Genomic DNA, 24,570 nt, shown 5'->3' with positions numbered 1-24,570 from the left:
ATGGGGCGCGTCTTCGTGATGGGCTACCTCTCCATCGACCGCGTGCGCGGGCCGGATGGCGTGGCGCGTGAGCAGCCGGGCGGCGCCGCGCTCTACGCCGCGCTCGGCGCGCGCGCCGTCGGCGCGGAAACCGCCCTGCTCGCCGCCGCCGGGGAGGACTGGCCGGAGGCCTGGGATACGGAAGCGCAACGCCTCGGCGTGGACCTGTCGCAGCGCATCCGGCGCGCGGGACCGACGCGGCGCGCGCGCCTCGACTACGCGGCCGATGGCACGCGCGACTCCGCGCACCATGCGGAAGCCGCCTGGTGGGAACGCACCGCGGCGCTGGCGCCGCCGCTCCCGCCGGGGCCACTCGCACCGGACGACGTCCTCGTCCTTTGCCCGATGCCATCCGGGCAGGCATCGCGTGCGCTGGATGCAGCGGGGCCGGCGCGCGCCGTCGTGGACACCAGTGAGGCCTTCGCGCGGCGCGAGCCCGAGGCGCTGCGCGCCCTGCTGCCGCGCCTCTTCCTCTTCGCGCCGAGCCGCGAGGAGATCGCGCTGCTCGGCCCGCTTTCCGGTTGCGCCGTGGTGGAGAAGCGCGGCGCCGAAGGTCTGGCGCTGTTCCCCGCCGACGGCGCGGCGCCGCGCCGATTCCCACCGCCCCCGGTCGCCGTGGTCGACCCGACCGGCGCGGGCGACGCCACGGTCGGCGCAATCGCCGGCGGCCTTGCAAATGGGCAGGATCTGGACGCGGCGCTCGGCGCCGCGGTCGCCATCGGTGCGCGCGCCGTCACCGCCCAGGGCCCTGCCGCGCTCGGGTTCCAACCATGACACAGATCGAGATCGCCGGCGTCGGCAAGCGCTTCGGCGCACACCAGGTGCTGCGGGACTGCACGCTCTCCATCGCGCGTGGCCAGGTGCTGACGCTGCTCGGCGCCTCGGGCTGCGGCAAGACCACGCTGCTGCGCATCATCGCCGGCTTCCTCGACCCGGATGAGGGCGAAGTGCGCATCCAGGGCCGCGACATCACGACGCTGCCGCCGAATCGCCGCCAGGTGGGCTACGTCTTCCAGAACTACGCGCTGTTCCCGCACCTGACGGTGGCCGAGAACGTCGCCTACGGCCTCAAGGTGCGCCGCCGCCCGCGCGCCGAGATCGCTGATCGGGTCCGCGCCGCGCTCGAGACGGTGGCGCTGGCCGGCTTCGCCGACCGCTACCCCGCGCGGCTCTCGGGCGGCCAGCAGCAGCGGGTCGCGATCGCCCGTGCGCTGGTGCTGGAGCCGGAGGTGCTGCTGCTGGACGAACCCTTCAACGCGCTCGATGCCAAGCTGCGGCTGGCGATGCAGGTGGAGCTGCGCAAGCTGATCTCGCGCGTCGGCATCACCTCCATCTTCGTCACCCATGACCAGGCCGAGGCGATGACGCTGTCGGATCAGGTCGCGGTCATGCGGGAGGGGCGGATCGAGCAGCTCGCCGCACCGCTCGACCTCTACGACCGGCCCGCGACGCCCTATGTCGCAACCTTCATCGGCCGCGCGAATGTCGTGCCGGTGACGGTGCGTGGCGGCGCCGTGGAGGGCGTGCCGGGCGTGGCCGCGGCGCGCGCAGATGGCCCCGCCGCGCTGGTGCTGCGGCCTGAGAACCTCCGGCTGCTTGCTGCGGGCGCACCTGGCGTCGTCTGGAATGGTCGCGTCGCCTTCGCGACCGCCGATGGACCGACCATGGAACTCGAGCTCGATGCGGGCCTCGCCGAGCCGCTGCGGGCCGTGCTGCCACGCCGCGCCGGAGAGGCGGCCCCTGCCGCGGGCACGCTGCTCGGCCTCGGCATCGCCGATCCGGCGGGCTGCGCGGTGATCCCGCATGCCGGCTGAGACCCTCGCGCGCCGGCCGGCGCCGCTGCGCCGCATCCTGCACGGCGGTGGCATCTGGCCAGCCGTCCCTGCGCTGGTGTTCCTGTTCGTCTTCCTCCTGCTGCCGATGGTCACGCTGCTGGCCTTCGGCTTCCTCACCATCGAGCGCGGCCGCATCCAGCCCGACAGCTTCACCGTCGCGCATCTGCTGCATGCACTACAGGACGACCTGGTCTGGCGCCTGATGTGGCGCAGCTTCTGGGTGGCCGTGGTGTCCTCGGTGCTGTGCCTGCTGCTCGCCTATCCGGTCGCCTACCTCTTCGCCGAGACGAAAGGCATCTGGCGCACGCTGATCCTGGTGGCGGTGATCTCGCCGCTGCTGACCAGCGCGCTGGTGCGCGCCTATGCCTGGATCGTGATCCTCGGCGGACGGCGCGGCATGCTCAACCAGGCGCTGCTGTCGCTCGGTCTCATCGAAGAGCCGCTGCGCATTCTCAACACGGACTGGGCGGTGCTGATCGGCATGACGCAGATTCACCTGCCCTTCATGGTGCTGCCGCTGCTGGCCGTGCTGGCGGAGCGCGACCGGCGGCTGGAGGAGGCGTCGCTGAACCTCGGCGCCAGCCGCACCGGCACCTTCTTCCGCGTCACCGTGCCGATGAGCGTGCCGGCCATCTTCGCCGGCTTGGCGCTGGTCTTCGCCGTCTCCTACACCAACTTCATCGTCCCCCAGCTGCTCGGCGGCGGCGCCTATTCCACGCTCGCAGTGCAGGTCTACGAGCAGACGGTGGTGGTGCTCGACTGGACGCGCGGCGCGGTGCTGGCGACGATCCTGCTGTCCACCTGCTTCGCCTTCGTCCTCGCGATCGTCGCCCTAGGCAACCGGCTCGCGCGCTGGAACGAGGTGGCAAAGCCATGAGCCCGCGCGCCTCCGGCGCGACGAAGCGCCGCCGCACCATTCCCGCCATCGACCGGCTCGGCGGTCTGCTGCTGGGGCTGGTCGCGGGATTCGCGCTGCTGTTGCTGGTCGCGCCGAGCCTCATCGTCATCGCCATCAGCTTCGAGCCGCGGGCCTTCATCAGCTTCCCGCCCTCGGGCTTCTCGCTGCGCTGGTACTGGGCGGTGTTCGAGAACCGGCAGCTGACCGATTCCATCCTGGTCAGCCTGGAGGTCGCGACCTTGGTGATGCTGGCGGCGCTGCTGCTCGGCGTGCCGGCCGCCTTCGCCTCGGTGCGCGGCACCTTTCCCGGCAAGGCCGGCGCCAACGCCTTCCTGCTCGCGCCGCAGATGATGCCGGGGATGGTGATCGGGATCGCGATGCTGTTCTTCGGTGCCTATGTCGGCTTCCGCGCCTCCGACCTCATGCTGGTCGTGGCGCTGACCGTCTTCTGCATCCCCTTCACCATCCGCATCGTCATGGCGCGGCTTGCGGGGCTCGATCCGCGGCTGGACGAGGCCTCGGCCAATCTCGGCGCCGGGCCGGCCGAGACCTTCCTGCGCGTCACCGTGCCGCAGCTCGGCCCGGCGCTGCTCGCCGCGGCCGCCTTCACCTTCATCGAGGCCTTCGACAACGTCACCGTCGCGCTCTTCACCTCCGACGTGCGCGGCAGGCCGCTTCCCGTGGAGCTCTACTACCTCGTGCAAAACGATTCGACGCCCGCCATCGCTGCGATCTCGGCGATGGAGATCATGCTCTCCTTCGTCGTGATGCTGGTGATCGCCCGCACCGTCGGGCTGGAGCGGCTCGGCCGATGAGCCCGGATCCCCGCTTCGCGAAGCTGCGCGCCGAGCCCTCCACCGATGCGCCGCGCGACCCCGCGCGGCTCGCGCGCGTCGAGCGCACGCGGGTCGAGATGCTGGCGCAGGGCGAGGCCATCGCCGCGACGCTCGCCCAGGCGGCGCCGGCGCTCGGCGCGCTGGCCGCGCGCGTCGCGGCGCGCCCGGTCACCGAGGTGGTGATCGCCGGCTGCGGCGATTCGTGGCAGGCCGGGCGGATCGCCGCGGCGGCCTTCCGCGCGCGGCTCGGCGTGCCAGCCTGCGGCGTGCAGGCGCTGGACTGGGCGCTCTACGAGGCGGCGCATGCCGGGCCCGGCACGCTGGTCTTCGGCATCTCCTCCAGCGGCACGACGCCTGCCGTCCTGGAGGCGCTGGACCGCGCGCATGCGCGCGGCGCGCTGGCCGTCGGCGTCACGAACAGCGCCGGCTCGCCGCTGCACCAGCGCTTCGACGCGGCGCTGCTGGTGCAGGCGACGCGCCGCGGCTGGCCTACCCAGGCGACCACCGCGACCATCGCGCTGCTGGTCGCCGCCGCCGAGGCGATCCGCCCCGATGCGTCGCTGCGCACCGCCCTCGCGGCGCTGCCGGAACAGGCTGACCGGCTGGGCGCGATCGCGGCCGCCCCGATGCAGGAAGCGGGTGCCGCCTTCGCGCGCGCCGGCTTCCTCGCCTTCAGCGGCGCCGGCCCCTTCCATGCGACAGCCGAGATCGGCGCGGCGAAGATCCGTGAACTCGGCCCTGTCCATGCCGTCGCCTGGCCGCTCGAGGAACTGCACCACTACCGTGCGCAGAAGCACGGCGATCCGCTTGTGCTGATCGCGCCCGACGTCGCCTCGCGCTCGCGCGCGCTGGATGCGGCGATCGTCGGCGCCGGTGTCGGCGGGCGTACGCTGGCGCTGCTCGGCAGCGCGGATGCGGAGATCGCGAGCCTCGTCGAGCGCCACCTGATTCTGCCCGCCGCGCATCCGCTGCTGATGCCGCTGCTCGCCACCATTCCGCTGCATCACCTGGCCCACGCCTATGCGGTCGCGCGGGCGGAGGCCGGGCTCGGCTATCCCGGCGCGTGACGCCGCAGCTCTTCACCGCAGGCGGCGCGACGCTCGACTGCATCGTCGCTGCGGACGGCGCGCTGGCGCTGGCGCAGATCGGCGGAAACGCGATCCATTCGGCGGTCGGTGCGACGCTGATGGGCGCGCGGGCTGGCATCGTCGCGCGTGTGCCGCAGGGCTGGCCGGTGCATCAACTCATCGGCACGCCGCTGGACGCCACGGGCATCCGCATCGAACCTGCGGCGCTGCCCGATCCCGAGTGGTTCTTTCACCGCCCGGACGGCAGCCGCGTGGACCGGCTGCACGCATCCCTGCGTGAGGCCGACGCCTTCGGCATCCGCGGCGCAAGCGTGAGCCCGGCCGCGGCCAAGGCCTGGGAGTGCCATCTCAGAGCCCGTCCCGACCGCCCCGGCTACGCCGCCTTCCGCGCCGCGCATCCGGTGCTGCCCGAGCATGTGCCGCCAATCTGGTGGTCCGCCCGGGGCCTGCATGTCGCCCCCGGTGTCACCGCGGCGCAACTCGCGCTTGCACGTGCGGCACGGCAGCGGGGCCTGATCGTCACGCTCGACCCGGGCTTCACGGCCCGCAGCCTGTCGCCCGATCAGCTCGAGGCGCTGCTCGGCGCCTGCCATGTCTTCCTGCCAAGCGAGGCCGAGTTGCAGGCGTTGCGGCCCGGCTTGTCGCCGGCATCCGCGCTGGCGAGCCTGGCGCGTCCGGACGGGCCCGTGCTGCTCGCGAAGCTTGGCGCTGCCGGCGCGCTGCTGCTCGATCCGCGGGATGGCCTGCCGCAGCCCCTGCCCGCCCTGCCGGTCTCCGCGATTGATCCGACCGGCGCCGGCGACGCCTTCGCGGGCGGCGTTCTGGCGGGTCTCGTTGCCGGCGAGCCGGTCGCGCGGGCCGCGGCGCGCGGTCTCGTGGCAGGGGCCTGCGCGGTCGAAGCCATGGGCGCGCTCGCGCCGCTCGCCCTGCCGCCGGAGCAGATCGCCGCGCGGCGCGCCCGTATCGAACAGCTGATCACCAGGAGCCTGCCGTGACCGCCACGTTCTTCAGCCACGCTCCGCTCGTCGTCGCCGCGCTGCACCTGCCGGACCCGGTGGTCGAGCCGCGGTCGCAGGCCTGGCTCGAGGACTATGTGCTGGCGAATGCGCGCGTCTTTGCCGATGCCGGCGTGCCCGCCATCAAGCTGCAGGACCAGACTCGCGCATCCGGCACCGCGACGGTGGAGACGGTGGCACGCATGGCCTCCCTCGCCCGCCTGCTGCGCGCAGAATTCCCGGCACTCCGCCTCGGGATCATCCTGCAGGCGCATGACGCCGAAGCGCCGCTCGCCGTCGCCGCCGCAGGGGGCGCCTGCTTCGTGCGCCTCAAGGTCTATGTCGCCTCGGTGGTCGGCGCGGAGGGACCGAAGCACGCGCTGGCCGTCGCGGCGCGCGCGTATCGCGCGACGCGGGCGCCCGGTGTCGCGATCCTGGCGGATGTCTTCGACCGCACCACCCTGCCGCTTGCGCCGACCGAGCCGGAACGCGCTGCCCTGTGGGCCGAATCGCTCGGCGCCGACGGGCTGGTGCTGACCGGCGCGGATTTCGCCGACAGTCTCGCCCGCATCCGCGCAGCCCGCGCCGCCGGAGTGCGCGTGCCGATCCTGCTCGGCGGCGGCGTGACGGAGCAGAACGTCACCGAGGCCCTGGGCGTGGCACAGGGGGTGATCGTCTCCTCCTCGCTCATGCGGCGCGGCGCCGCATCCGACGAGCTGTTGCGCTGGGATGCCGACCGGACGCGCCGCCTGATGGATCACGCGCGGGCCGCGGCGGAAGGCTGAGGCCGCCGCTGGCCCCTGGCCGGCGTCCTTGACTCCGCTCGGAGCCCAGACCTAGCATTCTTACTCTGTGTAAGAATAGGCGGTGATGGAGCGGCTCCGGACCAGGCGGCAGACACGCGCGGCGGTGCTGGAGCGGCTTCTGGCGACCGGCGGCCTGTTCCGTCCGCAGCTCGCGGCCGACTGCCACCTCACCGAAGCGAGCATCTCCCGCATCGTGGCGGAGCTGCGCGACGAAGGTCTGGTGGAGGAGATCCGCCGCCCCGCGCCCTATCACGGCGGCCCCAGCCAGATGGTTTCGCTGCGCGCCGACCAGTGGGTCGCGGGCCTCGACCTCGCCAATGAGCGTCTCGCCCTCGGCATCGCCTCCATCGCCGGGGAGGTGGCGTTCCATCAGCGCCTGCCCCTGCCCGCCCTCTCCGATTGCGTTGCGATCACCGGCGCCTTCGAAGCGGGCATCGCGGCGCTCGCGGCATGGTTCCGCGAGCGTGGCGCGGCGCCGCTGCGCGTCGCGGCCTCCATACCGGGCCTGCGCGAACCGGCAGGAGCGCCCAACCCGATCGTGGCCCTCGACAGCGCCTGGCTGACGGCGCGGCTGCAATCGGCCTTCCCGGGGGTGCCGGTCGCGCTGGCCAACTCGGTCGCCGCGCGCGCCGCCATGCAGTTGCGCGGTCCGGGCAACCCGCCGGTCGAGACGCGGCACCTCTATGTCCATCTCGGCCATGGCGTCGGCGGGGCCTGGGTCGAGCCGGTCACGGCGGCGCTGCCGATCCGGCCGATCGAATTCGGGCACATCGTGGTGGACCGGAACGGGCCGCGCTGCCGCTGCGGCCATCTCGGCTGCCTGGAGGCGATCGCCTCCGCCACCGCGGCGGCCGCCATCTGCGGCATCGCGGAGCCGGCGCTCATCGCGGCCGGCGACGACTGGCCGGCACTGGTGCGCATGACGCCACGCCGCACGGCGCTGCTGCGCGATGCGCTGCACGGCGTCGGCCTGGTGATCGGTAACGTGCTGAACGTGATGCCCGTCTCGCTCGTGGTCCTGTCGGGCTGGCCGGCGGCGCTGCCGCCGGACCTGCAGGCGGCGATCGGGGAAGGGATGGATTCCAGCCTCTTCGGCGGGCTCGCCGCGGCCTCCGTGCCGCTGCGGATCCTGCCCGCCTCGCTCGGCACCGATCCGCGCCCGGCGCTGGCCTGGGCGATGCACGAACTGGTTCGCGACGGCGGCTTCGCGCAGGCACCGCAGGAGGCCGCGCGCCGCGCCACGCGCTGATCCGATTTGGGAAGAACGACCTCCGCCAGCGAGCGGGGAGAGGAAGGAGGAACGACCATGAACGCATCGCTGCGCGCGGCGCCCTGGCTGCTGGCAGCCTCGCTCGCACTGGTCCCGGCGCCGGGGCAGTCGCGCGACCTGACCATGGCGCGCGTGGCCGAGCACGCCGCGATCGACCCGCATTTCAACAATGCGGGCAACGACGCCTCCACCATGCGCAACATCTACGACAGCCTGCTGAACTTCGACGTGAACCAGGCGATCGGCCCCTCCCTCGCCGTCTCATGGCGCGTGCTGGATCCGCTGACCTGGGAGATCCGGCTGCGCGAGGGGGTGCGCTTCCACGACGGCACCCCCTTCACGGCGGAGGACGTCGTGTTCTCGCTCACGCGCGCGAAGGACGTGCCCAACAGCCCCTCCTCCTGGGCGCGCAACGTGGGCGATGTCGCGAGCATGACCGTGGTGGACGCGCACACCATCCGCGTCACCTCGCGTCAGCCGACGCCGCTGCTGCTCGAGCAGATCGGGCAAGTCTACATCGTCTCCCGCGGCGTGGCGCAGGGCGCGTCCACCTCGGACTTCAACGCCGGCCGGGCCGCTATCGGGACCGGTCCGATGCGCTTCGTCTCCTGGACGCCGGGCGACCGGATGGAGCTCCGGCGCTACGATCAGCACTGGCGCGGCGCCTCCGACTTCGAGCGCGTGACGGTGCGCTTCATCAGCAACCCCGCGGCGCGCATCTCCGCGCTGCTGTCGGGGGACGTGGAGGTGATTGACGGCGTGCCTTCCGGCGACGTGGCGCGGCTGCAGCGCGACCGGAACGTCCGCGTGAGCTCCACCGTGACGCCCCGCATGGCCTACATGGCGCTCGATTCCGCGCGCGACGAAAGCCCCTTCGTCACCGATGCGGAAGGCCGGCCGATGACGCGCAACCCGCTGCGCGACGCGCGGGTGCGGCGGGCCATCTCGCACCTGATCAACCGCGAGGCGCTGGCGAACAACCTGCTGTCCGGGGGCGGCGTGCCAGCCGGGCAGATCGTGCCGGAAGGCCAAGGCGGCTACGATCCATCGTTGCAGCCCACGCCGTATGATCCGGCGCGCGCCCGCGCGCTGCTGGCCGAAGCCGGCTGGCCCAACGGCTTCGGCCTGACCATCCATTCCTCCAACAACCGCTTCCCGCAGGATGCGGCGATGGCGCAAGCCATCGGGCAGATGCTGGCGCGCGGCGGCATCCGCGTGAACGGCGTGGTGACCATGCCATTCAACGTCTATATCGGCCAGGCGACCGACCAGCGCTTCTCCGCCTTCCTCTTCGCCTACAACAGCGCGAGCCCGCATTCCGCAGACGGCCTGCGCGGGCTGCTCGCCACGCGCGACCTGCCGCGAGGCATGGGTGGCGTGAATCGCGGTCGCTATTCCAACCCGGAGTTCGACGCGGCGCTCGCCAAGGCGTTGGAGGTCTTCGACGAGGGCGAGCGCAACCGGTTGCTCGCGGCGGCGACGCGGATCGGGATGGAGGACCAGGGCATCATCCCGCTGCTCTGGCAGAAATCCTTCTGGGCGTCGCGCGGAGAGGTCGCCTACGACGCCAACATGCTCGACGAGACCTCGGTGCGCTTCGCGCGGGTAGCGCGGTGACATGACTGCGGGTCGCGCGGTGAACCGCATGTTGCGGATGCCGATGCGCGACGGCGCGCATCTGGCGGCCAGCCTCTACCTGCCCGAGGGCGGCGGCCCCTTCCCGGTGGTGCTGGAGCGCACGCCCTATGGCCGCGACGCGCCGCGCCGCGTCGAGGTCACGGCGGCCGATCCGAACCCGATGGACGGGCCGCGCCTCGCCGCGCATTTCACCCGCGCCGGCTATGCCGTGGTGCTGCAGGATTGCCGCGGGCGCGGCGAGTCCGGCGGCGTCTTCGAGAAATACCTGAACGAAGGCGCCGACGGCTTCGACAGCTGCGCGTGGCTGCTGCGCCAGCCCTGGTGCGACGGCCGCATCGCGACCATCGGCATGTCCTATGGCGCGCATTCCGCCGCCGCGCTCGGCTGCCTCGACCCGCCGGGCCTCGTCGCGCAGATCCTGGATTCCGGCGGCTTCGACAATGGCTGGCGCAACGCCATCCGCCAAAACGGCGCCTTCGAGCTGAAGCAGGCGAGCTGGGCCTTCAACGAAGCGCGGCGCTCCCCCGAAGCCGCCGCCGATCCCGTGCTGCGCGCGGCGCTGGAAGCCGAGGACCTCGCCGCCTGGTTCACCCGCACGCCCTGGCGCGAAGGCCATTCTCCGCTGCGCCACCATCCGGCCTATGAGCGCGTGCTGCTGGACCAGTGGCGCGCGGGCACCTTCGACGATGGCTGGCGGCGCAACGGCCTCTGGGCCGAGGGGTACTACGAAACCTACAGCCGCGCCGCCCTGCTGCACATGTCCTCCTGGTTCGATCCCTATCCTGCGACGGCGACGTGCAACTATCGCGGCCTGAAGCAGGCGGGCCGAGGGCCGCAGCGCCTGATCCTCGGCCCCTGGACGCATGGCGAGCGCAGCGCACGCGTCTTCGGCGACGTGGATTTCGGGCCGGATGCGCCGATCGATTCCTGGGCCGGAGACTGGAACCGGCACCGCGTGCGCTTCCTCGACCACGCCGTGCGCGGCGTGGCAGACGGCGAACCCACGGTGCGCGTCTTCGTCATGGGCGGCGGCAGCGGAAGACGCACGCCGGCGGGGCATCTCGACCATGGCGGACGCTGGATCAGCGTGGCCGACTGGCCGCTGCCCGGGGCGATGCCGACCGTCTTTCACCTGCACCGCGACGGCGCGCTGCGCCGCGACGCGCCGGCGGCGGGCGCCGCACCGGTCAGCTTCCGCTTCGATCCGGCGAACCCGGTGCCGACCATCGGCGGAGGCTTCTCCTCCCTGGAGCCGATCGCCTCGCCCGGCAGCCAGGATCAGGTGGAGGCGCCGGGCTTCTTCGGATGCCGGCCGCCCTATCTGCCGCTTGCGTCGCGGGCCGACGTGGTGGTGTTCCAGACGCCGCCGCTCGCGGCGCCGCTGCAGGTGGTTGGCCCGGTCGAGATCGAGCTCTTCGTCGCCACCGACGCACCGGACACGGACTTCACGGTCAAGCTGGTGGATGTCCATCCGCCCTCGGCGGACTACCCGCGCGGCTACGCGATGCTGCTCGGCGACACCATCATGCGCCTGCGCTATGCAGAGGACCCCGCGCGACCGCGCCTTTCGCAGCCGGGCGAGGTGCGGCGCGTGCGGCTCTCGCTGCCGATCGCCAACCTGTTCCTGGCTGGCCACCGCATCCGGCTCGACGTCTCCTCCTCCAACTTCCCGCGCTTCGACGTGAACCCGAATACCGGCGAGCCGGAGGGCGAGGCGCGCGGGCTGCGCTGCGCGACGAACACGATCTTCCTCGATGCCGGCCGCGCAAGTCGCCTGATGCTGCCGCTGCTCGACTGACGCCACGAAGGACAGGAGGAAACGCGATGAGGACGATGCTTGCGGGCGCGGCCCTGGCCTTCCTGCTGACACAGGGCGCGGCGGCGCAGACCACGGATTGCGCCGGCCTTGCCGGGCTGCGCATCGCGGCGGCCGACATCACCCTGCCGACCGGCGGCGCGGAGGTGACGGAAGCGGCGGCCGTCGCGGATGCGAACGGAGCCTATTGCCGTGTCATGGGCGCGATCCGGCCGGTGGATCCCGCCGCGCCGGCCATCCTGTTCCAGGCCAACCTGCCCGCGCAGTGGAACGGCAAGGCGCTGCAGTTCGGCGGCGGCGGCTACAACGGCCGCATCCCCGCCACGACCGGCCTCGAGCGGCACGGACTGGCGGGCACGCCGACGCCGCTCGCGCGCGGCTTCCTGACCTTTGCCGGCGATTCCGGTCATCAATCCGCCAGCGCCGACGACGCCTCCTTCGCGCTGAACGCGGAGGCGCTGCGCAACTTCGGCTACCAGCACATCCGCAAGACGCTCGATGCCGTGCGCCAGGTGGCAATCGCGCATTACGGGCGTGCGCCGCGGCGCGTCTACTTCAACGGCGGCTCCACCGGCGGGCGCGAAGGGCTGACGGCCGCCATCCGCTGGCCCGAGGCCTATGACGGCGTGATCACCTGGTATCCGACAGCGAGCTTCATGGGCCTGCGGCTCTGGGGCGCCATGCTGGCGCGGGCGGTCTACGAGGACGGTTCCGCCGGATGGATCCCGCCGGCGATGGTCAGCCGCATCGCGCGCGAATCCCTTGCGCGCTGCGATGCGCTGGACGGCGTGGCGGACGGGCTGGTCAGCAACCCCGATGCGTGCCGGCGCGGCTCCGCCGCCGCGCTCGAGGCGCTGCGCTGCCGCGGTGGCGAGACCGGCAATCCGGAGGCCTGCCTGACCGGGGCGCAGATCGAGCGCACCATGCGCGTGTATCACGAAGGCTATCGCCTGCCCTTCGCCTTCGCCAACGGCGCGACCGACTACCTCGGCTACAACAGCCTGGAGGGGATCGCGATGCAGCTCGGCAGCCAGCGGGAGCTGCTCGCCCCGCCGCGCTCCGGGCCGAACGCGCACCACGTGGATCGCGCCTACCAGTTCTTCCGCTACTTCGTGAATGACGGCCGCGACTTCGACATCCGCACGCTCGACGTGATGGCACCCGGCCCGCTGCGGGAGCGCATCCGGGAGATCTCCGCGCTGTTCGACGCGACGGCGACGGACTTCTCCGCCTTCGCCGCGCGGGGCGGCAGGATCATCTGGCTGCAGGGCCATGACGATCCCTCCGTCAGCCCGCTGGAGAACCGGCGCAACTACGCGGCGGTCGTGGCGCGGATGGGCCAGGCGGCGACGGACCGCTTCATGCGGTACTACGAGCTTGCGGGCCTGGCGCATGGCGGCGGTCGCTTCTCGCCGACCTGGGAAAGCCTCGCCGCCCTGGATGCCTGGGTGGAGCAGGGCACGCCGCCTGACGGCGCGGCGGTGACCGACGGCACGCGCGGCGAGACACGCGGCCGCACCCGCCCGCTCTGCGCCTACCCGACCTGGCCACGGTATCGTGGCGGCGATCCGAACAACGCGGCAAGCTTCGCCTGCGCAACGGAATAAGTGCGCGGCGACACCGGCCGTCGCTGCCGGGAGGCGCAACGCTTGCTGCAGGTCAAGGTCGGTCGAGGAGGTGCTGCATTATCGTGACGGCCTGATGTGACCGATCCGGCAACGAGAGGCATGCCATGCCTGGTGCCAGGACATCGAGCCGTGCGGACGTGATGCAGGAGGCCTGAGCGTGCGGAGCCGAACCGGAGCACCGCGCAGCCCGGCGCCTTCGGCCGTCGGGCGGCGGGCCGTCGTCCGTGGCCTCGCCGGCGCAGCCGGCGTGCTCGGGGCTGCCGGATGTGGCTCGATCGGCCCGGCGACCATCGTGCGCGACCGGGCGGACTACCTTTCCGCGATCGGGGAGTCCTGGAAGGAGCAGACGCTGCTGAACATCGTGCGGCTGCGCTACAGCGACGCGCCGACCTTTCTCGACGTCTCCTCGATCATCAGCGGCTATACCCTGCAGGGCCAGGTCTCGGCGGGGGCCGCCATCAGTTCGGACCGCACCACCGCCGTGCCCTTCAGGCTCGGCACGATCGGTGCAGGCGCCGGCATCATCGACCGCCCGACGATCTCCTACACGCCGATGAGCGGGGATCGCTTCACCCGCAGCCTGCTGCACCCGATTCCGCCCGCCGCCATCTTCGGGCTGGTGGAGGCCGGCTTCCCGGCCGACCTGATCCTCCTCGTCACCATCCGTGCCCTCAACAGCGTGTTCAACCGTTCGAGCATGGGTGGCCGGAGCCGCAGCGCCGATCCGCGCTTCTACCCGCTGCTCGAGGCGTTCCGGCGCCTGCAGCTCTCCGGCGCGGTCAGCCTGCGGCGCGAACGGCAGGGGCAGGACGAGATCGCCCACCTGATCCTGGCCCATGGTCTTTCCGAAGCGGTCACGCGCGACTTGGAGTTGGTGGCGGCGACGTTGAACCTGCAGCTTGGCCGGAACAGGCAGTTCCTGCTGACCACCGGCGCGGTGCCCCGCAACGAGCAGGAAATCGCGGTGCTGTCGCGCTCGATGATGGAGATTCTGCTTGAGCTCGGGCAAGGCATCGCCGTGCCGGAGCCGCATGTGGCCGCGGGTCGCACAAGCGCCGCGTCGCGCACCGTCGAGGCGGAGCACCCCTGGGACCGCCCCTTCGTGCGTATCCACGCCGGCCCGGCAGGGCCAGCCGATGCCTTCGTGGCGGTACCGTACCGTGAGACCTGGTACTGGGTGGAGGACGGCGACCGGGCATCCAAGGCCGTGCTGTCCTTCCTGATGCTGCTGTTCTCCCTGGCGGAGACAGGATTGCCGCGTCAGGCCCCGGTTCTCACGGTGCCGGCCAACTGAAGCTCGGGAGCTTGGCCATCGGCTGGCGGCCCCGTTCGTCCGACGCCCGCGATGCATTCCGCAGGTGGCGGCGCGGAAGGGTCCATCGGACGACGGGGCCGTCTGGCCAGGCTGAACGAAGCGGCACGCCGGCCACGCAGAGGCGTGTCGCGCGCGAGCGGCGCCGACGGGCCTCACCGCGTCGCATGTGACGATCTGCCTGGGAAAACTGGCGGACCCGACACGATTCGAACGTGCGACCTTTGCCTTCGGAGTGGGGTCTTTTACTTACTTTGTTCATTGATAAGCGTCTTCGGTATTTGCTTTTCCGCGCTATCTGACGCTGGACTCCGATGATGTATTGATATCATACTTGAATTGATCTGCGCTCTCAGACTACCCCGTCGTTACCCCGAAATTCGGGGCCGATTTTTGAAGTGAGAGCAAAGGTCGAACATGCCCGTCGCATCCAACCGCATCGGCCTCCGCGAGATCCGCGCGCTCGGCCCGAACAGCACCATCTTCGATGGCGGAACCGGCTCCGTGCCTGGGTTTGGCGCCAGGCGCCGCATCAGCCACCATGTCTCCTACTTCGTGATGTACCGCACACAGGACGGCCGGCAGCGCCGCTACACGATCGGCACCCACGGCGCGCCCTGGACGCCCGAGACGGCGCGGACCAAGGCGCAGCAAGTATTGATGGCGGCCAAGATCGAGGGGACCGATCCCAACGACGAGAAGAAGGCAAAACGAGCGGCCGCGACCGTCGCCGAGCTCTGCGACATGTATATGGAGGACGCGGAGGCGGGCCGGCTGCTGACCCGTCGGGGCATCGCGAAGAAGGCCTCGACGGTGCTGACCGACCGCAGCCGCATCGACACCCACATCAAGCCGCTGATGGGTACGATGAAGGTGCCGTCCGTCACGCGCGAGGACGTCGAGCGCTTCATGCACCGCATCGCTGAGGGCGCCACCCGCAAGCGGGTGAAGACCGGCCGAAAGCGGGGCCTCTCGAACGTCCGCGGCGGCAAGGGCACGGCCTCGCGCACGGTGGGGCTGCTGAGCGCCATCTTCACCTATGCGCAGCGCAAGCGGATGATCACCGAGCATCCGGTGCGGGGCGTGATCCGCTATGCCGATCGCCGGCGCCAGCGCCGCCTGTCGGACGACGAGTACGCCGCGCTCGGCCGGGCGCTGGCGGCCGCGGCTGCGCCGCCCCTGCCGCGGAAGGACGGGAAGCCCGCGCGCGCGATCTGGCCCGCCGCCATCCAGGCCGCGCGCTTCCTGGCATTGACGGGCTGGCGGAGCGGGGAGGCGCTGGCGCTGCGGTGGGGCATGCTCGACCTGCCGCGGCGCACAGCCCGCCTGCCCGACACGAAGACGGGGGAGAGCGTGCGGCCTCTCTCCAGCGCGGCCTGCGACCTGCTGCAGAAGATCGGGCCCGGCAAGGCCAACGCGCTGGTGTTCCCGCCTTCGCGCGGTGACGGGATCATGACCGGCTTCCCGACGGTCTTTGAGCGCATCGCGAAGAAGGGCGGGCTGCCGAAGGACATCACGCCGCATATCCTGCGGCACTCCTTCGCCAGCCTGGCGGCGGACCTCGGCTGCTCGGAACTCGCCATCGCGACGCTGCTCGGGCACCGGGCCGGCAGCGTCACCGCGCGCTACACCCATGCGGCGGATGACGTGCTGCTCTCGATCGCCGACCGGGTGGCCGCGGCGACGCTGCGGAAGCTGGAGGGCGAGCGCAGCGCGGTGGTGGTGCAGGGGCCGCGGGCCGGGCTGGTGGTGGCGTGATCAGCGACGGGGGGGCGAAGGTGGAGCAAGATTTTCCGGCGCGCGCTTCCCGCCCCGCCGGGTACCATGGGGGTCACGGGGACGGTTGGCGGTGACGGGAGGCAGGGCCATGCGGTCGATGCCATTGGAGGAGGCGGAGGCCGCCCTTGGAGACGTCTTGGATCACGCGGCCAGAGGGGATGCCACCGTATTGACCCGGCGCGGCCAGCCGGTGGCAGTGGTCGTTGGCTTCGATGAATGGCAGCGCCTGACCGCCGCCCGGCGCCCGCTGGCCCATCTTCTGCTTTCTTTCCCCGAGGGCGCGGAGCTGCGCCGCGATCGCGCGCCGCCGAGTGATCTCGGTGTGTGACCTGGCGCCCTGGACGGGGGCGTGATCCGGCGCGCGCAGACCACCGCGTGTTTCAGCGCCGCTTCTTCCGCTTCGATGCTGCCGGGACAGCGGGCTCCGCAAGGGCGAGGTCCGGCGCCACCTCCATCCTCCCCAGCGCGGCCTGGGCCACGGTTCGCGCCGGATCGTCGGGCGCCATCCGGCAGGCCTCGACCAGCGCCTCCCAGCCGGATGGCGGGTTGCCCCTCACGAGCATCCCGCGGAAGACCGCGTAGGGATCGCTCGAGGCGCCCGCCTTCCGCAGCGTGTTCTCGTCGTTCACCCAGGCGATCGCGATCACCTTCGACGCCGAGTGGAACCGGAAGAACAGCCTGAAGCGGCCGAGGAACTTGGCTCGCCGCCAGCCCTGCGCATCTCGCCCGAGCGTCGCGCCCTGCTCGAACTCCGCCGCAGCCGGATCGCGCGGGATCTCGGTCAGCACGAGGTCCACAACGCGCTTCAGCAGCTTCGCCTGAGGCCTGCTCTCCCAACCGTCTGGATCGGCCTGACGCAACGCCTCCACGTCGCGTTGAAGGCCGATCAGGCGGTCGCGGAACAGCGGATGGAGGATGATGTGCCAGCCGTTCCGCTTCAGAACGAGCGACGGCGATGCCTTCTTGTCCCGCGGCGCCTGCGACACCTCAGAAGGTCACGTCGTCCGGGATGGTCTCGTCGTCGCGGACCTTCACGCCCCTCACCAGTGCCTCCAGCGCCGTCGCCTCGGTCTCGCTGAGCGAGGTCATGCGCTGGGGGTTGTCGCGCATGTCGCGCGCCAGGAAGCTCAGCCAGGCGCCGATCACCGGATCCTCGCCAGCTTCCGGTTCGACATCCACGCTCACCAGCGCCTTGCCCGGCCCGATCAGGTCGACGCGGACCTTCTTCTCAGCGGCGGCGAACTCGGGCGCTGCCTTGAAGAAGGCGGCCTCGATCCGGAAGGCGCGGCTGTTCCCCGCCCGGCCCATCGAGCCGGTGAAGCTGACGCCGGCCTTGCGGCTGCTTGTGCGGGGGCTGCGCGCCGGGGCATTGCTGCGTGGGGTGGCCACCCTGGTGATCTCCAAAAGCCGAGTGTGAGCACGAGTGTGCTTACGCCTAGCCGCAAATTGGGTTCCTGTCGACCAGAATCCAAGGGCCGACGGCCGGTCGCTTCCCGCCGCGCGGGGGAGGCCGTAACTGCTGAGGCGTCTATCGCGCAATCACCGATGAAGGAGGCCGGGGTGGCAAACCGATTGGCGGACCGCTTGTTCCAGGCAGCCCACGAGGCCGCCGCGATGGCGCGCGGTGAGACAGTGCCGGGCGCCGTCATCCATCCCGCATCGACCCAGGTGGCGGGGCCTGGGCCGCAATCTGAGCCAGGCGCAGCGTCTCCCAGCGCTGCCCCGGTCCGCGAAGCCGACAGCTATTCTGCCTGACCTGCAAACCGCCGCGACCCCAATCGCGCCGTTACAATCCAGGGCATAGCACAAAGCAGGAACAAGCTCCTACATCCTTCCCCAACGGCGACTCGGACCGGCCCGCGCCGGCATCCGGGCCGCCTGAGTTGCGGGGTGGGGGTACGGAATGAAGCACCAGGACGCGGCAGGTCTGACGCTCGCCGAGGCGGCCAGGGCGCATGGCGATCCAGCTATCCTTCTGTTTCTCACCGCCGCGGAGAGCGAAGCCGCTCGACTGGAAGCCCAGGACTCCGAGCCCGGCCCTCTGGATCCGCACCGCGCGATGCTGAAGGTCGCCGCGTATCGCGATGCCGACTATCACCGTCGTCTCCTGCATGATGAACTTCATCGGCAACTTCGCGACGGCGAACTCATCGCCACAGCGAGGGAACGGCCCGTCGGACCACGCATTGATGTTCCGACCGCGGCCTGGCGCTATCTGGCCCCGGTTTTCGGCGACAGCAGCGCGAGCGACGGTAACGGCCAGATCGCACTCTACGACGTGCGCGTTGCCCTCGCCGGGCTGGCGTCTCCGGCGGCTGTGCTCGTACCGCCTGCGGCCCCCTTGACGCGCACCGACGGCGAGCCGGCGCCCGTCTATTCTCTCGCGGTGCTGCGGAGCTGGTACCGGCTTCGATGCGCGGGCTGGCCCGCGACGCAGCTGCCGCCGAGTGAAGCAGAAGACCGACGCGCAGCGTCCAAGCATTTCGGCAGGGCGATTCCGCGCTCGGCCCTCCGCGCGATACGGCGCGAACTCGCCCCAGCGCACTGGCTGAAACCGGGGCCGCGCAAAGCGCCGCGCTGAACACGGCGGCGCGAATTCGGCGTTTCTCGGCGGCGCGATTTTTCCCCGCCATCCAGGGCCATCAACCGCGCGCCGTTGCGCGCAAACGATGGAGGCCCCGATGGCACAGATCCCTGAAACCAACGACGCTCGGCTGACGCGGCAGCGTGTCGCCGAAGCGCTCACCGAAGCCGGCTATCCCATCTCGCCGCGGACGCTCGCCACCAAGGCCACGCGCGGTGGCGGCCCGCCCTACTCGCTGTTCTCCGGCCGGGCCCTTTACCGCTGGGGTGATGCGCTGGAGTGGGCGCAAAGCCTGACCACCGCCCCGCGCCGCAGCACCTCCGAGGCCGACGCGCAGCGGAGCGCCGCGTGATGGCGACCGCCGATCTGACCGGGCGCGACGGCCACATCATCGCGCAGGCCCTTGCCACGACCTACGCCTTGATCGGCTCGATGCCCGCACACTGCCAGGAAGATAGCAATCGGCACGATATCGCGCGGCTGCTGCGGGTCATGCTCGGCGCGGAATGGAAGGTGAAGGCGCACGATCTGCGGCACGTCATCTCGGAAGCCGAGTGGAGTGGGGCGAAGGCACCGCTGCGACGGGATCGCTTCGAGGAACTCGCGTGATGCGTGCCCCTCTACTGGCGCTGCCGCGCGCTGAGCGCCACCCGATCCTGCGCCGCCCGCCTCTGGACTTCGAGGTGATCAACCGCGCGGCGCTGCACCGGCTGCCGGAGGTGCTGGCCCGCTTGCTGCCCGGCGGCCGGATCATCGGTCCCGAGTGGCACGCCGGCAGCCTGCGTGGCGAGCCCGGCGACAGCCTGCGGGTTCGGATGCGCGGCGAGCGCGCTGGTCGCTGGGCTGACTTCGCCACCGGCGAGAAGGGCGGCGATCCGATCAGCCTCGCCGCCGCCGTTGCGGGCACGCGGCAGGTGGAGGGCGCCCGGCGCCTCGCCCGGATGCTCGGCCTTGAGCCGATGGGTGGCGGTCGCTGATGACCGACGACCCTTTCGCGCCGCTGCCGCCTGCATCCGAGCCTCGTGAATCGGCGCCGATCGCCGATGCGCCGGCCGTGACGCCGATGCTGCCGGCCGCGCTGCCGCTGCCGGAGGTGATCCAGCATCGCCGACACGGCACGCCATCGCGGGCTTGGCGCTACACGAACGCCGAGGGCGCGCTCCTCTACGCCGTGCTGCGCTTCGATCCGGCGGACGGCAGGAAGCAGGTGCTGCCCTTCACCTGCGGCGCGGACGGGTGGGGGTTCAAGGCGCCGCCTGCGCCGCGTCCGATCTACAACCTGCCGGGCCTCACCGCGCGCCTCGAAGCCCCCATCCTCGTCGTCGAAGGCGAGAAGGCGGCCGATGCCGCAGCGGCGCTGTTCCCCGACTTCGTGGCCACGACCTGGCAGGGCGGCTGCAATGCGACCGGCAAAGCGGATTGGAGCCCGCTGCGTGGCCGCCACGTGAACGTGTGGCCCGACAACGACGCGCCCGGCCGCAAGGCTGCCGCCTCCGTGAAGCGCGCCGCGGAGAAGGCCGGCGCCAGCAGCGTGGGTATCGTCGCGGTGCCCGAGTCCTGGCCCGAGGGATGGGACCTCGCCGACCGCGGCGCGGCGGGTGCTCGACGCCTGGGACGACGAGGCGAACCAGCGATACGACCTCACCGACGCGATGGACGCCCTGCGCACCGCCCTCGCCGGGAAGCCCACGCGCCGCCCGGCGCGGCCGCGCCCGCCGCGGCAGGGGACGAAGCTCCTGACGGTCGTCGCCCTGCTGAAGCAGCCGGGGGGCACGACCGTCGCCCAGGTCTGCGAGGCCACCGGCTGGACGAAGGACACGGTGCGCGGCTTTTTCGTCGGGCTGAAGAAGAAGGGCATCCGGGTCGAGGCGGTGGAGAAGGTGCGGTCGGTCGGGCCGAACCGCGCCGGCGGCCGCGGCTCCTACACCATCTACCGTGTCGCGGAGGCGGGGGACGCTTAGGGTCGAAGGCTCGGGCGGCGGGGCGCCACCTACCGCATAGGGAAGGGGAGGCTGCTCCCCCTCCCAGGCTGCTGGCGCGTAGTTGCCGTGGTTTGGTGATGAAGACCCGCGACGTGCACCTTCCCGAAGGCAAACGCGTCTCCCCGCACCGTGCTCGTTTGTGTTTAATTGCCGAGACGGTCTGACAGGGGCGCTACATGTTCGGGTGGTTCAAGCCGAAGCTGCCGCCGCAAGAGGAGATGCACCGCAACCGCAGGCTCTACCGGGAGAGTATCGTCCGAAAAATCCATCGCCTCGACGGCTACGGCCGTCAGATCTGCCGTATGCAGGTTCTGGATGAGCACCAGCATTTCCTGCAGGAGTTTGGGACACCGTCCAGATTCCTGGACCTCCCTCCGGAGCAACGGAACGTCTTTCTGGCCAAATTGGTCGAGAGGTCAGAAGTCTATGAACGGAGGGGTGAACGAAAGTCCGCCTTAGGGGTCATCGCTTTTGGCGTTTGGCTCGACTGCCTCTGCTTCGGCGAACCAGAAGAGGCAGAGCGATTCTGGGCGTCGTTGTAAGTGACTTGGCCAATTGGCCGACAGCGGTGGCGCCTCAGCGCTCCGCTGCATCCCCGGTGTGACCCCGGCCCTTTTCGTTCCCGGGCCAGCCTCAGGCTAACCCTTTGAAAACTTGGCGGACCCGACACGATTCGAACGTGCGACCTTTGCCTTCGGAGGGCAACGCTCTATCCAGCTGAGCTACGGGTCCGTCCCGATCTCCTTACCGAAAGCCGGGCCGGGAAGGAAGCCCTTGGCATTCCCGGCCGCCCCTCGCATCGGCTAGCTTCCCGCCGAACAGCAGGGCGCGAAGCACCGCCGCGCCGGAGGATTCACGCCGATGACCGATGGCCCAGTCCCAGGCTCCAACGAAGCCCGCAGCCTCCTCCAGTCCCTCTATGCGGAGATGGCGCCGCAGCATCTCTACCCGCTCTGGGAGGTCCTGCACGCGCTGGTCACGCCCACGCCGACCTCGCCGGCCCAGGCGCATCTCTGGCGCTACGACGCCGCCCGCGCGCATCTGCTGCGCGCCGGCGACCTGATCACCGCCGAGCAGGCGGAGCGGCGCGTGCTGATCCTGGAAAACCCCGGCATGCCCGGCAGCTCGGCCGTCACCACCAGCCTCTATGCCGGACTGCAGCTGATCCTGCCGGGCGAGGTGGCGCCCTGCCACCGGCACACGCAGTGCGCGCTCCGCTTCGTGATGGAGGGCGACGGTGCCTTCACCGCGCTCGATGGCGAGAAGGCGGTGATGCGCCCCTTCGACCTGGTGCTGACGCCGAACTGGCAGTGGCACGACCACGGCAACACAAGCGGCCGGCCGATGATCTGGCTGGACGGGCTCGACATCCCGACCGTCCGCCACTTCGCCGCCTCCTTCGCCGAGCGCCTGCCGGATGGCGCCATGGCGCATACGGAGACGGCGCCGCCAGGCGACACGGCGGCGCGCTACGGGCGCAATCTGCGGCCCTTCGCCGGCTCCACGGCGGCCCGGCGGCCCGCGTCGCTGCCGCTGTTCCACTACCCCTATGCCGAGTGGCGCGAGAGCCTGGCGGCGATGGCACGCGCGGGCGATCCGGACCCGCATCTCGGCCATGCGCTCGAATTCGTGAACCCGGCGGATGGCGGGCCGGTGATGCCGACCATCGCGGCGCATGTTCGGCTGCTGCCGAAGGGTTTTGTCACGCGCCCGCGCCGTGCCACCGACGCCACCGTCTTCGTCGTGGTGGAAGGCGAGGGCCGCGCGACGGTCGGCGAGCAGGATTTCGCCCTCGTGCCGCGCGACCTTCTGGTCGTGCCCGCCTGGGCGACGCTGCGGCTCGAGGCAGAGAGCGAGCTGGTGCTGTTCGGCTATTCGGACGCTGCGGCGCAGCAGAAGCTCGGCCTCTGGCGCGAAGCGCGGCTCTGACGGCCTGCCCCTACCGGTCCAGCAGACCCTCCAGCAGGCCGCGCAGCAGGCCCACGCCTTCGGCCAGCCCCTCGAGCTCGAGCGGGCGGCCCATCGGCGTGCCGGGCGCACGCGCGAAGGCCGTGCCGCGATCCTGCAGCAGCTCGGCGGCCGAGAGCCGGCCGTCGCCGTCATAATCCAGGCTCTCCACCAGCAGCCGCGCACTGACGATGCCGCCGAGCGCCCCGGCGCCGATGGCGCTCACCACGGAGTCGAGGGTCGCGCCGTCCTGCACCGCCAGCAGCCAGGCGGCGCCGCGCAGCAACCGCGCGATCTCGGCTGGCGCCAGCCGGGCATCGCCGCTGACATCGCCCTGGCGCAGAATCGCCTCCGCACAGGCGCCCGGCGCGGTGCCACAGGCGGCTTCGAGCTGTTCCAGCGCGGCCATGAAGGCGATGCCCTCGCCATGCAGCAGCGCGATCGCGGCGGGCGGCGTGGGGCAGCGGCGCCAGGTCACCACCGGCGCGTCGCCAGGCAGCCTGTCGTCGCGGGTCTTCGCCTCCGGCTCGACGGTCTCCAGCCCGTCGCGGGCCGCGCGGAACATCAGCCGTGGCGCCTCGGCGCCGACACCCACGCCGAGGGTGAAGCCCGCCGCCGGCCGCGTCGCGTCGAAGCGGAACAGCCGCCCCGCCGTCTCCACCTCCAGGCGCGCGGCGCTGCGGCCGGTCAGCACCAGCATCGCATCCGGGTCGGCGCAGTCGCCGGCGAACCAGGCGCCGCGCAGCGCCTGCGGCACCTCCTGCGCCACGGCGGGGCCGCCGAGCAGCAGGGCCGCGAGCAGGAAGGCCAGCGGGCGAGGCAGCATGCTCATTGGATCTCGATCTCCTCGCCGACGCAGAGGTCCACGCCTGGCTGCGTCACCGCACGCCCGTCGCGGAAGACGGCGACGAGATCGACGGCGCAGGCCGCCGGATCGGTGGCCTCGATCTCGATCGTCGCGCCGATCGGCAGGGTGTCCTCGCCGAGGCGGTCCTCGCCACGCGGCCCGCCGGGTGGCCCGGTGTAGATCTCGACGATCGGAAGCGGCCCGGCATTGCGCAGCCGCAGCGGATCGGGCCCGGACGGCTCGGGCTCGGGGGCCAGGGGCTCCTCGCCATCCAGCCGCGCGGCGACGACCCATCCGGGCCGCAGCACCACGCGCGTGGTCTCGCATATGTCGATGGCGCGGCGTTCCTCGGCGGCGCCGTCGGCGAAGACGATGCGCAGATCCGCCTGGCAGCCGCCGGTCGTCTCCACCGTCGTGTCCTCGTCCACCGCCAGCATGGCGCTGCCCAGGCGATCCGGCCCCCAATCGGCCTCGGTGCTGGCCGAGAGGAAGACCTGCCGCACCGTCGCCAGGTGGCGGTTGGCCAGCACGATGCGCCGCGTCGGCGGGCGCGCGATGGCGCTGCGGTCGAAGGCGATCTCCCGCGCGGCGCAGAGGTCCACGCGCTCGCGCAGCTCCTCCTGGTTGTCCTCGTAGACGGCGCGCAGGTCGAAGACGCAGTCGCGCGTGCGCATCCGCAGGGTGAAGCGCCCGCCGGGCGGGATGACGGCGCGGCCGAGCCGGTCGCGCCCCCAATCGGCCGGGTCGCGCGACGAGGCATAGAGCTCACGCAGCCGCAGCGGGCTGCGGTTCGCCACCGCGACGTCCAGGGTCGGCAGGGCGGGATCCCCGAACACCAGGCGCGGCGTGGCGCAGACATCCAGGCCGCGCCGCACCTCCTTGCTGCCATCGGCGAAGAGGGCGACCGCGTCGAACACGCAGGCCGGCACGCGGCCGAGGCGGATGCGATGCGTGCTGGCCGGCCGCACCACCTCGGCGCCGAGCAGGTCGGGGCTGCGCGCGCTGCTGTCCGGGGGCGAGAGGAAGAACTGCATCAGGACGAGGTCGGTCTCGTTCTGCAGCACCAGCTCCCTCTCCACCGGGGATGGCGCGGGCTGGACAGGCCCAGGGGCAGGCGCAGGGGCAGGGCCAGGGGCGGGCGCGGTCTGGGCCCCCGCCTGCGTTGCAAGGCAGGCGGCGAGCGCGACGGCGGCGAGCGCGCGGCGCGCCAGGACCTGCAACCTCGTCATGCGGCGTCGTTCCCCATCGGACCGGCTGGCGTGGCGACAAT

General features: G+C 71.7%; 25 protein-coding genes and 1 tRNA gene. 21 read left to right on the top strand and 5 right to left on the bottom strand.

Annotated features, from left to right (window positions below):
• The 14 genes from DFH01_RS06880 to DFH01_RS06815 all read left to right on the top strand — a co-directional run bounded on the left by DFH01_RS06880 (position 1) and on the right by DFH01_RS06815 (position 16,268).
• Positions 1–813, top strand: coding sequence for a carbohydrate kinase family protein (locus tag DFH01_RS06880; protein ID WP_109869584.1), 813 nt, complete (start codon positions 1–3; stop codon positions 811–813).
• Complete coding sequence (locus DFH01_RS06875; RefSeq protein WP_109869583.1) at positions 810–1,853, top strand: ABC transporter ATP-binding protein; 1,044 nt, start codon at positions 810–812, stop codon at positions 1,851–1,853. Before DFH01_RS06880 ends, DFH01_RS06875 begins: the two co-directional genes overlap by 4 nt.
• Positions 1,843–2,751, top strand: a complete 909-nt coding sequence (locus DFH01_RS06870) for an ABC transporter permease (protein ID WP_109869582.1) — start codon at positions 1,843–1,845, stop codon at positions 2,749–2,751. Before DFH01_RS06875 ends, DFH01_RS06870 begins: the two co-directional genes overlap by 11 nt.
• Positions 2,748–3,587 (top strand): ABC transporter permease, encoded by an 840-nt coding sequence (locus tag DFH01_RS06865; protein ID WP_109869581.1) that lies wholly within the window; start codon positions 2,748–2,750, stop codon positions 3,585–3,587. The genes DFH01_RS06870 and DFH01_RS06865 overlap by 4 nt, the downstream gene beginning before the upstream one ends.
• The gene (locus DFH01_RS06860) at positions 3,584–4,675 is read left to right on the top strand and encodes an SIS domain-containing protein (protein ID WP_109869580.1); all 1,092 of its coding nucleotides are present in this window, start codon (positions 3,584–3,586) and stop codon (positions 4,673–4,675) included. The genes DFH01_RS06865 and DFH01_RS06860 overlap by 4 nt, the downstream gene beginning before the upstream one ends.
• The gene (locus DFH01_RS06855) at positions 4,672–5,691 is read left to right on the top strand and encodes a carbohydrate kinase family protein (RefSeq protein ID WP_109869579.1); all 1,020 of its coding nucleotides are present in this window, start codon (positions 4,672–4,674) and stop codon (positions 5,689–5,691) included. Before DFH01_RS06860 ends, DFH01_RS06855 begins: the two co-directional genes overlap by 4 nt.
• Positions 5,688–6,476, top strand: coding sequence for a BtpA/SgcQ family protein (locus DFH01_RS06850; RefSeq protein ID WP_109869578.1), 789 nt, complete (start codon positions 5,688–5,690; stop codon positions 6,474–6,476). The genes DFH01_RS06855 and DFH01_RS06850 overlap by 4 nt, the downstream gene beginning before the upstream one ends.
• 85 nt (positions 6,477–6,561) lie before the next feature.
• Complete coding sequence (locus DFH01_RS06845; RefSeq protein ID WP_109869577.1) at positions 6,562–7,746, top strand: ROK family transcriptional regulator; 1,185 nt, start codon at positions 6,562–6,564, stop codon at positions 7,744–7,746.
• A 57-nt stretch (positions 7,747–7,803) separates the two neighbouring features.
• Entirely contained in the window at positions 7,804–9,384 is a 1,581-nt protein-coding gene (locus DFH01_RS06840) for an ABC transporter substrate-binding protein (protein ID WP_109869576.1), read from the top strand.
• A gap of 1 nt (position 9,385) precedes the next feature.
• Positions 9,386–11,203 (top strand): CocE/NonD family hydrolase, encoded by a 1,818-nt coding sequence (locus DFH01_RS06835; RefSeq protein ID WP_109869575.1) that lies wholly within the window; start codon positions 9,386–9,388, stop codon positions 11,201–11,203.
• A gap of 26 nt (positions 11,204–11,229) precedes the next feature.
• Positions 11,230–12,828: a tannase/feruloyl esterase family alpha/beta hydrolase gene (locus tag DFH01_RS06830; RefSeq protein ID WP_109869574.1), complete on the top strand. Its 1,599-nt coding sequence runs from the start codon at positions 11,230–11,232 to the stop codon at positions 12,826–12,828.
• A gap of 178 nt (positions 12,829–13,006) precedes the next feature.
• Positions 13,007–14,143 (top strand): hypothetical protein, encoded by a 1,137-nt coding sequence (locus DFH01_RS06825; RefSeq protein ID WP_146217005.1) that lies wholly within the window; start codon positions 13,007–13,009, stop codon positions 14,141–14,143.
• Between the two features lie 435 nt (positions 14,144–14,578).
• Positions 14,579–15,919: a tyrosine-type recombinase/integrase gene (locus tag DFH01_RS06820; RefSeq protein ID WP_109869572.1), complete on the top strand. Its 1,341-nt coding sequence runs from the start codon at positions 14,579–14,581 to the stop codon at positions 15,917–15,919.
• A gap of 109 nt (positions 15,920–16,028) precedes the next feature.
• Complete coding sequence (locus DFH01_RS06815) at positions 16,029–16,268, top strand: type II toxin-antitoxin system Phd/YefM family antitoxin (protein ID WP_109869571.1); 240 nt, start codon at positions 16,029–16,031, stop codon at positions 16,266–16,268.
• Positions 16,269–16,320: 52 nt separating this feature from the next.
• Here the strand turns inward: DFH01_RS06815 and DFH01_RS06810 are convergent, their stop codons facing one another.
• On the bottom strand, positions 16,321–16,926 hold the full coding sequence (locus tag DFH01_RS06810) for a type II toxin-antitoxin system YhaV family toxin (protein WP_233255992.1): 606 nt from the start codon (positions 16,924–16,926) through the stop codon (positions 16,321–16,323).
• Position 16,927: 1 nt separating this feature from the next.
• Positions 16,928–17,329 carry a type II toxin-antitoxin system PrlF family antitoxin gene (locus DFH01_RS06805; RefSeq protein WP_109869570.1) on the bottom strand — a complete coding sequence of 134 codons (402 nt, stop codon included), beginning with the start codon at positions 17,327–17,329 and terminating at the stop codon, positions 16,928–16,930.
• 514 nt (positions 17,330–17,843) lie between these two features.
• On the opposite strand from DFH01_RS06805, the gene DFH01_RS27785 reads away from it, so the two are divergent.
• From DFH01_RS27785 to DFH01_RS06775, 6 genes are all read left to right on the top strand, one after another.
• Entirely contained in the window at positions 17,844–18,521 is a 678-nt protein-coding gene (locus DFH01_RS27785; protein WP_146217004.1) for a hypothetical protein, read from the top strand.
• A 100-nt stretch (positions 18,522–18,621) separates the two neighbouring features.
• Complete coding sequence (locus DFH01_RS06795) at positions 18,622–18,876, top strand: hypothetical protein (RefSeq protein WP_109869568.1); 255 nt, start codon at positions 18,622–18,624, stop codon at positions 18,874–18,876.
• A complete protein-coding gene (locus tag DFH01_RS06790; RefSeq protein ID WP_109869567.1) occupies positions 18,876–19,133 on the top strand; it encodes a hypothetical protein in 258 nt (85 codons plus the stop codon). Before DFH01_RS06795 ends, DFH01_RS06790 begins: the two co-directional genes overlap by 1 nt.
• Positions 19,133–19,501: a hypothetical protein gene (locus tag DFH01_RS06785; protein WP_233255991.1), complete on the top strand. Its 369-nt coding sequence runs from the start codon at positions 19,133–19,135 to the stop codon at positions 19,499–19,501. The genes DFH01_RS06790 and DFH01_RS06785 overlap by 1 nt, the downstream gene beginning before the upstream one ends.
• A gap of 621 nt (positions 19,502–20,122) precedes the next feature.
• Positions 20,123–20,485: a DUF3489 domain-containing protein gene (locus DFH01_RS06780; RefSeq protein WP_109869566.1), complete on the top strand. Its 363-nt coding sequence runs from the start codon at positions 20,123–20,125 to the stop codon at positions 20,483–20,485.
• Positions 20,486–20,682: 197 nt separating this feature from the next.
• Positions 20,683–21,048: a hypothetical protein gene (locus DFH01_RS06775; RefSeq protein WP_109869565.1), complete on the top strand. Its 366-nt coding sequence runs from the start codon at positions 20,683–20,685 to the stop codon at positions 21,046–21,048.
• Positions 21,049–21,161: 113 nt separating this feature from the next.
• Here the strand turns inward: DFH01_RS06775 and DFH01_RS06770 are convergent.
• Positions 21,162–21,238, bottom strand: a tRNA-Arg gene (locus DFH01_RS06770).
• Between the two features lie 129 nt (positions 21,239–21,367).
• On the opposite strand from DFH01_RS06770, the gene gtdA reads away from it, so the two are divergent.
• Entirely contained in the window at positions 21,368–22,435 is a 1,068-nt protein-coding gene (gtdA, locus tag DFH01_RS06765) for a gentisate 1,2-dioxygenase (protein WP_109869564.1), read from the top strand.
• Between the two features lie 10 nt (positions 22,436–22,445).
• Here gtdA and DFH01_RS06760 read toward each other — a convergent pair whose 3' ends face one another.
• A complete protein-coding gene (locus DFH01_RS06760; RefSeq protein WP_109869563.1) occupies positions 22,446–23,285 on the bottom strand; it encodes a hypothetical protein in 840 nt (279 codons plus the stop codon).
• Positions 23,282–24,379: a hypothetical protein gene (locus DFH01_RS06755; RefSeq protein WP_158287637.1), complete on the bottom strand. Its 1,098-nt coding sequence runs from the start codon at positions 24,377–24,379 to the stop codon at positions 23,282–23,284. The genes DFH01_RS06760 and DFH01_RS06755 overlap by 4 nt, the downstream gene beginning before the upstream one ends.
• Positions 24,380–24,570 lie beyond the last annotated feature (191 nt).

The sequence above is a fragment of the Falsiroseomonas bella genome, assembly GCF_003173615.1.
Classification (GTDB): domain Bacteria; phylum Pseudomonadota; class Alphaproteobacteria; order Acetobacterales; family Acetobacteraceae; genus Falsiroseomonas; species Falsiroseomonas bella.
Note: the sequence above shows the minus strand (reverse complement) of the source record. Positions and strands in the feature narration are given on the sequence as shown.